This window comes from Bacillus sp. PK5-006 (assembly GCF_054161415.1).
The window spans coordinates 3,223,439-3,235,727 of the sequence record NZ_CP096414.1 but is presented as its reverse complement, the minus strand read 5'-3'; the positions used below and the strand labels follow the sequence as shown (position 1 = coordinate 3,235,727).

Genomic DNA, 12,289 nt, shown 5'->3' with positions numbered 1-12,289 from the left:
ATCACTACTGTCTTTTACATAAATGTATCCACAATTAAAAAGAGATTGAGTGCGACAACAAGAGCTGCTATCACCCAAGATATTCCTGTTACCCAGCGGGCATTCGTTAATTCGCCCATAATTCGTTTTTTACTTGTAAATAAAATGAGCGGAATTAAAGCAAAGGCAATACCAAAGGATAAGACCACCTGACTCATCACAAGTGCGGATGTCGGATTCACCCCAGATGCAATGATCACAATAGGGGGAATCATAGTAATCAGCCGGCGGACATACAGTGGAATGCGGTATTGAATAAAACCCTGCATAATGATATCGCCTGACAATGTACCGACAGAAGAGCTGGATAGTCCGGCTACAAGCAGGCCTACACCAAATAAGATAGCTGATACAGGACCTGCGAGTGTGCTAAAATGCTGGAACGCAACATCCAGATCTTCAACAAAGAGACCATTTTTATAAAATAGAGCGGCTGCCACAATCAACATACTGGCATTGATGGCTCCAGCGACTAGCATCGCAATGAGGATATCTAAAAACTCAAAGCGGAAAATCTGTTTTTTCTCCTTTTCCGTTCTGCCGACGACTCTTCTTTGGGTTAATGCTGAATGTAAATAGATCGCGTGCGGCATCACAGTGGCACCTAAAATTCCAGCTGCAAGCAGTACACTATCTGTGCCTTCAAATTTTGGAATGAAAAGCCCGCCTGCGACACTTCCTATATCAGGCTTGGCGACAAAGGTTTGCACAGCGAAAGCGATCACGACAACGAACAGCATGCCGGTGATGCCGGCTTCTAATGCTCGATATCCACGTCTTTGCAATTCTAAAATCGCAAATGATCCGATGGCTGCAATAATAGATGCTTCAAGCAAAGGAATCCGAAAGAGCAAGTATAAACCAAGTGCCGCTCCAATAAACTCAGCTAAATCTGTGGCAATAATAACGAGTTCTCCCTGAATCCATAAACCGATGGAGACGGGTTTTGGAAACTCTTCACGTGCGATTTCAGGTAAGTTTTTCCCTGTCGCTATTCCAAGCTTTGCGGATAAGGATTGGATGAGCAGCGCCATGAGATTTGATATGAGAATGACCCATAAGAGAAGATATCCATATTTAGAGCCAGCCGCAATGTTGGTGGCAAAATTCCCTGGATCAATATATGCAATGGCTGCGATAAAAGCAGGGCCTAGAAAAGGAAGAAGCCTTCTAAATCCTTTGACCTTACCTTCAAGTGCACGCTCAGCTGCCGCTGACATGTGTGCCTGTGCCTCGATGTATTTGTTTGTCATATGTCATCACCTAGATTCTACAAAGTTTTGCTTGGGCACAAAAAGTTTCCTTCATGCAATTTTTAATCATCATATGCCCATCTTCATGAAAAGTCAACTATCTGAACTAATAGGTTTGTTTATCATATGTAAGTGAAAAAAATAGATACCTTGTCAACGCGCAACATAAAAAACACCGTCCCTTAGACGGTGTCCCTACTGCTTCCTCTTTTATTTGTTTTTTTAAGATACCCTTGATCCCACGCTGCGGAAGATCAGGCTTAAAATAATGACAAAGATGGCTGCTCCTAAGATCGCTGGAATGATCGCAAAGCCTGCCAGACTAGGACCCCACGTTCCAAGCAATCCATGACCAATCCAAGCACCTGCAAGTCCTGCAATCATTGAACCGATCCATCCTCCTGGTACACTACCTCCAGCGAGTGCACTCCCAATGAGACCAATGACAATCGCCACAACTAATGAAATTAGAAATCCTAACATGTTGATCACTCCTCTTTTGTTTGTTTATTAAGCAATAACCGTTTTGAAAAAGATTAAAACCTTTCGGAACCGCTTCAATGTTCTATACGTATGATGGACAAGGATTGTGTATAATAACAGACAAATACTTCAGCGGCATCTAAGGAGGCATATGGCATGGAGGAAAGAGAATGGCTAAAAGCACAATTAAAGGAGATCGAAAAGTGGGAGAAAGACCAGCAAAAGGTATGGTTTTGGGAGAAACTCAGCCGCCTTCCATTTCAAATGCTGGACAAGCTGACGCCTGCTTTTATTCAGAAAAAAATCGGTGTGCTACTTGATGAAATGGGTCATTACATTCAATCTGGCGGTGCCTATTTGACATCGGAAAAAGGCATCATTCATCAATTTCAAAAGAAGTGTGCAGACGATTCCATTCAGCGTATAGAGGATATTGGAAAGGCCCCAATCGAAATGATGGATGCCATTAGTGAACATATGGGGAAAAACAGAACGAATCTCGCGACGGTGCAAGGGGCGACAACTGGTGTCGGCGGAATGTTTACGCTAGCCGCTGATATCCCTGCGGTCCTGGGTCTCTCCCTGAAAACATTACAGGATATTGCCGTTACCTATGGCTATGATCCTAAAAACAAAGACGAGCGGGTCTTCATCATTAAATGCTTGCAGCTGAACTCCGCGGATGTCGTTGGAAAGAAATCGATTCTAAAAGAACTCAAAAGCTATCATGCATCCGAAGGGAAACATGAAAACATGATTTCCCAAATCCAAGGGTGGCGTGAGGTCGTCTATAATTACCGGGATTCGTTCGGCTGGAAGAAACTATTTCAACTTGTTCCCATCGCCGGAATTTTGTTTGGTGCCGTTTCAAACCGCTCACAATTAAAAGGAATTGCCGAAACAGGCATGATGCAATACCGAAAGCGAAGAATTTTAACAAGATTAGAAGAGCTCACGCAGCAAGAACAGAGTGAGTCCGGCGCATAAAAAAATCCCATATCAAAGGGATTTTTTATTTGCTCTCATCCTCTTCCTGAAAAGCATGAATAGGTGAGTGTTCATAACGTGCACGCAGTTCGCGGATCTGTTTGATGAGGGTGGAGCCGATCGTTTTTTCGGCTTCATCATACAAAGGATCAAGGGCTTTCATCCATTTTTGTCTTTCAGCTGGCGTCAATTCATGAATGGCAATCGGCGATTCACGTTTAATGTCCTCCAGCTGATCTTTGTTCATCTGTTCTGCATGCTTTTCATTCCAAGCCGTTGTTTCCTCCATGGCTTCAAGTAAAATTCGCTTCGTTTCGGGTGTCTGGCGGTCAAAGAAGGATTGATCTGTTAAGACCACATAGCCTAAATACCCGTGATTGCTGATCGTCATATAGTCTTGTATATGATAGAATTTTTTTGAATAAATATTTGAAATGGTATTTTCTTCACCGTCTACTTTTTTGGTTTCTAATAGCTGAAACGTTGAATTAAATGATTCCTGATAGGGCTTTGCGCCAAGGAGTTTGAATTGTTTTTCAATCATGTCGCTTTGCATAATGCGGAGAGACTGTTTTTTTAAATCAGCCGGCTGTTTGATTGGCCCTTTATTAGAAGTAATTTGCTTAAAGCCATTTGTCCAATAAGCCATTCCCTTTAACCCATCTTTTTGCAGCGTGCCAAACAACCTTTGTCCAATTGCACCTTGCAGGCCTTCTTGAACCGCATTGTAATTTGAAAAAGCAAAGGGAAGATCAAGTGCCAGCCACTCAGGGGACAGCATGCCGAGCTTCGAGGTAGACGGAGCAATAAATTGAACTTGATTCTCTTTGAGTGCATTTATTTCTTCAATATCAGAATAAAGGCTTCCATTGGAGAAAATTTGAATGCTGATCTTTCCATCGGATTTTTCGTGCACGAGCTCAGCAAATTTCTTTGCGGCAAGTCCTTTAGGTGTATTGTCTGCCACGACATGACTGAATTTGAACACAAGCTGGTCCTTCAGTCCTGTCTGTTCATCATCAAAGGTTGTCGCTGATTTTGGCATCATATGATAAAAACCAAAGTATAAAGCGGTTACAAAACCGATCATGAGCAATAGTGTATAAGCGAGTAAATTCTTCATGCGTCAGATCCCCCTTATGTCAAGCATACTTGACAGAGGAAGAATCCGTAAAGATACAGGTGAAAAAAATGATGAGAAATCGATTGAAATTACAACAATTATCTATTAGATGGAAGCTTACCATCCTCACATATTTCGTTGTCATTTTCGCCCTTTTAATCGGAGGAATTGTTCTCGTTGGGGGAATTCAGCAGACAGAGGAACGGGAGCTTCGAAAAAGACTCATGAACACGGCGAGAACCGTGGCTGAGATGAATGAGGTGAAGCAGGCGTTAGCTGATCAGACAAAGGATCGTGATCAATTACAGCATGCAATCGAAGAGATTCGGATTATTCAAGATGCTGACTATATTGTCGTGATGGATATGGATCATGTGAGATTAACGCATCCAGTGAAAACGAGGATTGGCCAGCGCTCAGAAGGAACTGATGAAGAGCCGGCTTTTGCAGAGCATATTTATTTCTCAGAAGCAGAGGGAGAGCTTGGAACAGCCATCAGAGCTTTTTATCCAGTCAAGGATGATCAATTTAATCAAACTGGGGTTGTGCTTGTAGGAAGAACTCTGCCAAGTATGGCAGATATATTAGGAGAAATGAAGCAGGATATCCTCATGATCCTCCTGCTGACGCTCAGCTTTGGGCTTGTGGGTTCATTTTTGCTCGCCCGTCATATTAAACAGCAAATGTTTAAGCTGGAGCCGCATGAGATTGTCAGAATGCTAGAGGAACGCACTGCAACCTTTCACTCTATTAATGAAGGGGTCATCGCCATTGATAATCAGCACATGATCACCATTTTTAATGAGAAGGCGAAGCAGATTTTTGGCGTAACAGGTGATGTCGTGGGCCGGAATATTTGGGGTGTGCTGTCTGATACGAGACTTCCTGAGATTATTGATCGCGCAGAACCCGTCTACAATGAAGAAATTCATATGAGCGGAAAGCGGATCATGAGCAGCCGGATTCCGATTGTCATGAAAAAGAAGATCATCGGAGCGGTCGCCATTTTTCAGGACCGGACAGAAGCAGCAAAATTGGCGGAGGAGCTCACAGGGGTTAAGAACTTTGTGGACGGTTTGCGGGTGCAAAACCATGAACATATGAATAAGCTTCATACGATTGCCGGGCTGATTCAGCTTGGTAAAGCCGATCAGGCGCTCGATCTAGCCTTTCAAACGACAGAGGAGCAGGAACATGTGACGGACTTTCTTCATCGCGTCATAGAGCATGATGCTGTCGCAGGGTTATTGATGAGCAAAATCAGAAGGGGCAAGGAGCTTGGCATCATGGTCGAAGTAGATGAACATAGCTGTCTGCGTGATTTCCCTGAACGGCTTGATCAGCATGATATGACAAAGCTGCTCGGAAATCTCATTGAGAACGCCTTTGCTTCGTATGATACTGTAGAAAGAGACACAAAAGTCATTTCCATTAGTATCGATCAAACGGAGGATGTTCTCGCAATTTTAATTGAAGACAATGGATCCGGGATCGAAGAAGAAATGATTCCTTCTATTTTCGATAAAGGCTTCACACATGGCAAAGAGGGCGGAACAGGCTATGGCCTGTACATTGTAAAAACGATTATCGACAAAGGGATGGGAAATGTAGAGGTCACATCAAGCATCGGTATTGGTACCACCTTCTCAATCGAATTCCCAATGACCATAGAGGAGAGAGACAGATGACACAGATTAAGGTGCTGTTAATTGAAGATGACCCGATGGTGCAAGAAGTGAATAAAGAGTTCATTATGAGTGTTCCTGGCTTTCAAGTAGCAGCTGTCGCTGGGAACGGGGAGCAGGGCATCCAGCTGATCAAAGAAATTCGTCCAGACCTCGTGGTACTTGATGTCTATATGCCAAAAAAGGATGGCGTCAAAACGCTGCAAGACATCAGAAAACAGAAAATGAAAGTGGACGTAATTGTCATTTCAGCAGCGAAGGACAAAGAGACCATCGGAGTCATGCTTCAAAATGGCGCGCGGGATTATATTATTAAACCATTCAAATTTGAACGAATGAAAGAATCACTTGAAAGCTATAAGGCGTTTAAATCAAAAATTCGAACAGCAGCAGAATTTTCTCAAGAGATGCTCGATGATATCATACGAAAGCCTGCTGTTAAGCAGGAAGATACTTGGCTTCCTAAAGGGCTGAATGTGCATACGATGAACGAAATTAAAGCGTATATGGGCTTGCAGGAAGGCGCGCAGTCTGCAGAAGAAGTCGCCAATGCACTTGGCATTGCCCGCGTCACGGCACGCCGGTATTTAGACTTTCTCGTTAAAGAAGGCGAGCTGAAATTAGATATGCAATATGGCGGGGTAGGACGGCCTGTGAATAAATATATCGTACATTCTGACTAAAGACCAAAAAGACCAAAATGTACGATATGTCCATAAGCTTCACAGCCTTTTATGAAATCGCTATCATTTATCTACAGATAATAGTTAAGCGTTTACATAAAAGGGTGAGGGAGTTGATTTTTTATGAAAAGGATTTTGAAGAACCTGACATTTCAGGTAATTGCAGCTGTCATTATCGGGATCATTGTCGGGATGGTTTGGCCAAACGTCGGAAAAGAAATGAAGCCGCTTGGTGACACCTTTATCAATGCCGTTAAAATGGTCATTGCACCAATTATTTTCTTAACCATTGTTCTTGGTATTGCCAAGATGGGTGATATGAAAAAGGTTGGGAAAGTTGGGGGAAAAGCATTTATTTATTTTGAAGTTGTCACGACACTTGCTCTAGTCATCGGTCTTTTTGTGGTGAATATCATGAAGCCAGGTGCAGGTCTTGACTATAGCAAGCTTGAAAAAGGGGACGTTTCACAGTATACCCAAAATGGGGGACAGGGTATCGACTGGATGGAATTCGTCACACACATCGTTCCTTCTAACATGGTAGACGCCTTTGCGAAGGGTGATATTTTACAGGTCTTATTCTTCTCTATTCTATTCGGTGTCGCGCTCGCTGCTCTTGGCGAGAAGGGGAAAGGCATCATCGAATGGCTTGATAAGCTGTCACTTGTTTTCTTTAAAATCATTGGTTATATCATGCGTGCTGCGCCTCTTGGTGCATTTGGGGCGATGGCTTATACGATCGGACACTTTGGAGTGTCATCGATGAAGCAGCTGGGATTTCTCATGCTGTCTGTTTATATGACTATGTTTCTTTTCATTTTTGTTGTACTATTTAGTATTTGTAAATTATATGGTTTCAGCCTGTTTAGCTATCTGCGATTTATCAAGGATGAAATTTTGATTGTTCTTGGCACAAGTTCTTCAGAATCCGTGCTGCCAAGAATGATGGATAAAATGGAACGCTACGGGTGCTCTAAGTCTGTTGTTGGTCTTGTCATTCCAACAGGTTATTCCTTTAACCTAGACGGAACTTCCATTTATTTATCGATGGCCGTGGTCTTCTTGGCGCAAGTGTTTGGCGTAGACCTGTCCATCGGTCAGCAGATTACCATTATTCTTGTGCTGATGCTCACATCCAAGGGAGCGGCTGGGGTGACAGGAAGCGGATTTATCGTGCTCGCATCTACACTTGCTGCAATTCAAGTTATCCCCATTGAGGGGCTTGCACTGCTGCTTGGGGTTGACCGATTCATGAGTGAAGGAAGAGCAATTACAAATCTCATTGGTAATGGAATCGCAACAATTGTTGTCGCGAAGAGTGAAGGTGAATTTGACGAAGCGAAGAGCAAAACAGCACTTCAGGAAATGCGGAATATGAAGCAGGCTGTTTAGTATAAAAACAACCAAAAACCGAAACCTTATGTTCTACATGGGTTCGGTTTTTTTGTGTAAAAAAGAAAAACCGATAAAATTAATACAAATCGTAAGACCTCTTTGACCTTTTATTATATAATTTACAGAAAGATCCGATATAATGTATATCAGATACGATGAAAAATAGACTTTAGTCCTGGCAGGTGTGTAACGTAATGACGGCATTTTTAAAATTGTTCGAAAAACCCGGTGTTAAGCGGTTTTCAGTATTTGTAGTATTAGCCACAGCATTATATCTATTAAGAGGAATGATGAATTTAATTCTTTTGACCTTCATTTTCACCTTTTTGATGAATCGGTTGGAAGAGGTCATTAGAGGCTTTTTAAATCGCTTCCTGAAAATAGGACAGAAATCGGTCATTACCATTTTGTATATTCTTCTGGCTGGTGGATTAACATTTGGCGGATTCGTTTTTGTACCAATCATCGCCAAACAGGTAGAGCAGCTATTCCATTTAGGAAAGAAAATTGCAGATCACCCACAAGATTTACCCTTCTTTGACGTCATCACGAACGTATTCGGAGATTTCAAAATATCAGCTTTCTTTGAGAAAGGGTTTAATTTCCTCTATACATACATAACCGATTTCAGCACTTTCAGTATCCAGGTCATTATGTCCTTAATATTAAGCATGTTCTTCCTGTTCGAAAAAGAACGCCTCATTCAATTCATGAACAAGTTCAAAACGAGTAAAATCTCCGTATTCTATCATGAAATTGCCTTCTTTGGACGCAAATTTTCCCGAACGTTTGGAAAAGTACTCGAAGCACAGTTTATTATTGCAACCGTTAATTGTGTGCTAACGACCATTGCGCTAGGCATTATGGGCTTCCCGCAGTTATTTGGATTAGCGGTCATGGTCTTTTTGCTAGGCTTAATCCCAGTAGCGGGTGTGGTTATCTCTCTTATTCCACTCAGCATCATTGCGTATACACTCGGAGGCGGAATGTATGTCCTGTATATTGTGCTGGTGATTGTGATTATCCATGCTATTGAAGCATACTTCTTGAATCCGAAGCTCATGTCAGCTAAAACAGAACTCCCTATTTTCTTCACGTTTATTGTGCTGATCTTCTCTGAACACTATATTGGCATTTGGGGACTTATTATCGGTATCCCAATCTTTGTGTTTATTTTAGATATTCTTGAAGTGACAAATAGGGAAGAAAGTAATTAAAAAGTTCATATGAACCTGTTTACAATTTTCTAAAAATAAGGTATAAATGGTATGAAAATATCATATATCCACACGCTTAATCCTTCTAAAGGAATGGGGGACCCATGTTTTTGGGGTGAATTTTTCTTATCTGAGAAAAAAGGACATCTCTTCGTCCTAACCCGTCAGCTAACCTCATCAGCGTGAAGAGAGTAGACAGTGGTACACGTATGGACACGCAGGCCCGCGAGAAAACTCTCTCGTGGGTCTTTTTGACGAGGAAGGGGAGATTTTATTGAAGCTGGCGACAAAAATTATTATTGCCCTTATTGTAGGTGCAATCACGGGACTTTTGCTTAACATTTTCGCTCCAAATGTATTCAAAACGTTAGACCCTTATCTATTCACACCTCTAGGTCAAATCTTTTTAAATCTAATCAAAATGCTAGTTGTACCGATCGTCTTCTTTTCCATTACACTTGGTGTGGCAGGCCTCGGCGATCCAAAAAAGCTTGGCCGAATTGGCGCAAAAAGCATCTTATATTTTCTACTGACCACAACATTCGCTATTATCATTGCGATGTCTTTGGCATTATTGATCAAACCAGGTTCCTTTGGTTCATTCGATACGAAAGGGGCAGAATACAAACCTCAAGAAGCACCATCTACGACCGACACTTTATTAAACATCATTCCATCAAATCCAGTTCAATCTTTAGTCGAAGGAAATATGCTGCAAATCATTGTATTCTGTGTTTTCTTAGGACTAGGAATTGCAGTGTTAGGTAAAAAGACAGAAGGATTACTCAAAATATTAGAACAAGGCAATGAACTCATGATGTACCTTGTAGGTGTGGTCATGAAATTTGCTCCATACGGAACATTCGGCTTAATTGTGACGGCGATTGGGAGTCAAGGTCTTGATGCCATTAAAGCCATGGGACTTTATTTTACAGTGGTGTTAGTAGCGCTATTGGTGCATTTCTTTCTCACTTATGGCTCAACGTTAGCTATATTTGCAAAAAGGAATCCATTTACATTCTTTAAAGACTTTTCACCTGCGATGGTCGTAGCCTTTAGTACGTCCAGCAGTAGTGCAGTTCTCCCTGTATCAATGGAAACCGCTCAAAAGAAATTAAAAGTACCTGAGCCGATCTCTAGTTTCGTACAGCCGTTAGGCGCTACGATCAATATGGATGGGACAGCGATTATGCAGGGGGTTGCAACCATTTTTATTGCTCAAGTGTTTGGTGTGGAGCTAACGCTGATGCAAATGCTCACAGTTGTATTAACGGCAGTATTAGCCAGTATCGGGACAGCCGGTGTACCAGGCGTTGGCTTGATCATGCTTGCGATGGTCTTGAATTCAGTTGGACTTCCTGTCGAAGGTATTGCGCTTATTCTTGGAATCGACCGCCTACTAGATATGGCAAGAACCGTTGTCAATATTACAGGTGACGCAGCATGTGCGGTGATCGTGACAGAAACCGAGAAAAAACATGAGAAAGATACAGCTTCACCGAATCTATCCATGTAATGTGAAAGAAGGGCTGACTTGATCAGCCTTTTTTTCATGGAGTCCCTTGTCCTGCGTGATATACTTTTAACAGAATGAGTGGCCATACATGCCGACATAGGTTTACATCAGAAGGAGGAACCACTTTGCAGTCTGCTGTTTTAAAAGTAGAGAAAGTCGATAAACAAATTGGCCGGAAAATGATCTTGCAGGATATTTCTATAGACATTGGGCAAGGAGAAATTGTTGGATTACTTGGACCCAATGGGTCTGGAAAAACAACTTTGATTCGATTGATCGTTGGCTTGATGAAAAAAAACAATGGCAACATCATGATCAATGGATATTCACAAGATGAGGATTTTCTTAAAGCGATGTCATCTGTTGGTGCGATCATAGAAAACCCAGAATTTTATTCGTATTTAACAGGCTTTGAAAACCTTGAAATGTATGCAGCGATGCACGATGGCGTGACGGAGGAACGCATTCAGGAAGTGGTGGAAAGAGTTCGTCTTGAGGATGCCATTCATCAAAAGGTCAAGACGTATTCACTAGGGATGAAACAAAGGCTTGGGATTGCACAAGCTATTTTGCATCGGCCAAACCTGCTCATTTTAGACGAACCGACAAATGGACTGGACCCCGCAGGAATGAAGGAATTCCGGGAGCACTTACAAATGCTTGTAAAGGAAGAAGGAACCTCGGTGTTATTTGCGACGCATTTATTGCATGAGGTAGAGGAGCTATGTGACCGCATGATTATCATTCAAAAGGGACAGATCAAAGCCAGTACTCATCTCCGGGATATGGAGGGGAAAGAGCAGGTGCTGATGAATATTCAGCCAGTAGAAAAGGCGGTCTCATGGCTTGACGCACACGACTATACATATGAACGAAATGGAGCGCGTGTACTGCTTCAACTGAACAAAGAACGTGTGCCAGAGCTGAACAAACAGCTTGTGCTGGCGGGGTTTGATGTACTTGAACTGATGCCTCAAAAGCAGTCAATTGAAGAGGCATTTATGAAATGGACGGAAGGCGGGACGACAGATGCTTAACCTCATCAAGAATGAGCATAAGAAAATCATGAAGAAAAAGATCACATTCATTGCTCTTTTATTGATCGTTGTATTTCAACTGGCCATGGCTCTAACCTTGAAACGAGTCATATCAAGCTTTGGTGGACAAGACACAGTCGCGAACTATTTTGCTTATTCAACGAACGTCGTGTTTATTTTGCAGGTACTTGCTGTTGTTATTGGCGCGACCTTGATCTCAACAGAGTTTCAGAAAAGGACGATCAAGTTTCTATTGATCCGGCCAAAAACAAGACTGCACATTTTTCTGTCAAAATACATCACACTTGTGCTGACAGTCATTTATTTGTTTGTTTTTTATTATGTTTTGGCTTTTCTATTTGGTCTTATTTTCTTCGGTACTGATTTTGATGAAAGAACGGGGCAATTATTTCAGCATACGTTTGCCGTCATTGGATCTCAGTGGGTGGAAGTGATCATGATGGCAAGCTTTGCTTTTATGTGTTCCAGTTTGTTTAGAAACAGTCTTGTTGCCCTTGTGACCTCGTTTTTTGTTTTATATGCGGCGAAATCACTTGTACCCATTATGTCTCTCTTAGAAAATCAGTGGGGGAAAATCCTCCTTTTTGCGAATACGGACTTTACTCAGTACAGCTTTCAAGGACCGCCGCCTTTTCATGGGATGAGCATTTTGTTTTCTCTATTTATAGTAGGGGCGCATTTTGTTTTCTTTATTGGATCGGCTTGGATTCTTTTTTGGAAACGTGATGTAAATGTGTAAAAATTGTGTCAAATAACAAGAAAAATTCGTGACATCTTTGTGAAAACGAGTCTGTATTTCACGATAACCGGCTGATTTTGTCTTATAATAAGAAGGAGTCATGGAGGTGGC

At 42.0% G+C, this 12,289-nt stretch carries 11 protein-coding genes and 1 riboswitch; of the genes, 8 read left to right on the top strand and 3 right to left on the bottom strand.

The features are described 5' to 3' along the window. Window positions 1-14: 14 nt before the first annotated feature. Both M1D84_RS16700 and M1D84_RS16695 read right to left on the bottom strand, forming a co-directional pair. Window positions 15-1,292, bottom strand: a complete 1,278-nt coding sequence (locus M1D84_RS16700; protein WP_073203919.1) for an Nramp family divalent metal transporter — start codon at window positions 1,290-1,292, stop codon at window positions 15-17. A gap of 222 nt (window positions 1,293-1,514) precedes the next feature. Continuing rightward, window positions 1,515-1,775 carry a GlsB/YeaQ/YmgE family stress response membrane protein gene (locus tag M1D84_RS16695; protein WP_003214275.1) on the bottom strand — a complete coding sequence of 87 codons (261 nt, stop codon included), beginning with the start codon at window positions 1,773-1,775 and terminating at the stop codon, window positions 1,515-1,517. A 156-nt stretch (window positions 1,776-1,931) separates the two neighbouring features. Between M1D84_RS16695 and M1D84_RS16690 the strand changes: the two genes are divergently transcribed. Further along, on the top strand, window positions 1,932-2,762 hold the full coding sequence (locus M1D84_RS16690) for an EcsC family protein (protein ID WP_103132672.1): 831 nt from the start codon (window positions 1,932-1,934) through the stop codon (window positions 2,760-2,762). Between the two features lie 25 nt (window positions 2,763-2,787). On the opposite strand, the gene M1D84_RS16685 is transcribed toward M1D84_RS16690, so the two are convergent. Further along, on the bottom strand, window positions 2,788-3,885 hold the full coding sequence (locus M1D84_RS16685; RefSeq protein ID WP_103132673.1) for a DctP family TRAP transporter solute-binding subunit: 1,098 nt from the start codon (window positions 3,883-3,885) through the stop codon (window positions 2,788-2,790). Between the two features lie 68 nt (window positions 3,886-3,953). Between M1D84_RS16685 and M1D84_RS16680 the strand changes: the two genes are divergently transcribed. The 7 genes from M1D84_RS16680 (at window position 3,954) to M1D84_RS16650 (ending at window position 12,178) form a co-directional block, all read left to right on the top strand. Beyond that, window positions 3,954-5,573 (top strand): ATP-binding protein, encoded by a 1,620-nt coding sequence (locus M1D84_RS16680; RefSeq protein ID WP_029706899.1) that lies wholly within the window; start codon window positions 3,954-3,956, stop codon window positions 5,571-5,573. Then, window positions 5,570-6,253, top strand: coding sequence for a response regulator (locus M1D84_RS16675; protein WP_103132674.1), 684 nt, complete (start codon window positions 5,570-5,572; stop codon window positions 6,251-6,253). The genes M1D84_RS16680 and M1D84_RS16675 overlap by 4 nt, the downstream gene beginning before the upstream one ends. Before the next feature lie 123 nt (window positions 6,254-6,376). Further along, window positions 6,377-7,645, top strand: coding sequence for a C4-dicarboxylate transporter DctP (gene dctP, locus M1D84_RS16670; RefSeq protein ID WP_254806207.1), 1,269 nt, complete (start codon window positions 6,377-6,379; stop codon window positions 7,643-7,645). A gap of 197 nt (window positions 7,646-7,842) precedes the next feature. Next, complete coding sequence (locus tag M1D84_RS16665; RefSeq protein WP_024425375.1) at window positions 7,843-8,865, top strand: AI-2E family transporter; 1,023 nt, start codon at window positions 7,843-7,845, stop codon at window positions 8,863-8,865. A 63-nt stretch (window positions 8,866-8,928) separates the two neighbouring features. Further along, a riboswitch (cyclic di-AMP (ydaO/yuaA leader) is annotated at window positions 8,929-9,062 on the top strand. Window positions 9,063-9,139: 77 nt separating this feature from the next. Next, the gene (locus M1D84_RS16660; RefSeq protein WP_041107474.1) at window positions 9,140-10,381 is read left to right on the top strand and encodes a dicarboxylate/amino acid:cation symporter; all 1,242 of its coding nucleotides are present in this window, start codon (window positions 9,140-9,142) and stop codon (window positions 10,379-10,381) included. A 125-nt stretch (window positions 10,382-10,506) separates the two neighbouring features. Further along, window positions 10,507-11,418, top strand: coding sequence for an ABC transporter ATP-binding protein (locus M1D84_RS16655; RefSeq protein ID WP_332285604.1), 912 nt, complete (start codon window positions 10,507-10,509; stop codon window positions 11,416-11,418). Beyond that, the gene (locus M1D84_RS16650; protein ID WP_024427365.1) at window positions 11,411-12,178 is read left to right on the top strand and encodes an ABC transporter permease; all 768 of its coding nucleotides are present in this window, start codon (window positions 11,411-11,413) and stop codon (window positions 12,176-12,178) included. Before M1D84_RS16655 ends, M1D84_RS16650 begins: the two co-directional genes overlap by 8 nt. Window positions 12,179-12,289 lie beyond the last annotated feature (111 nt).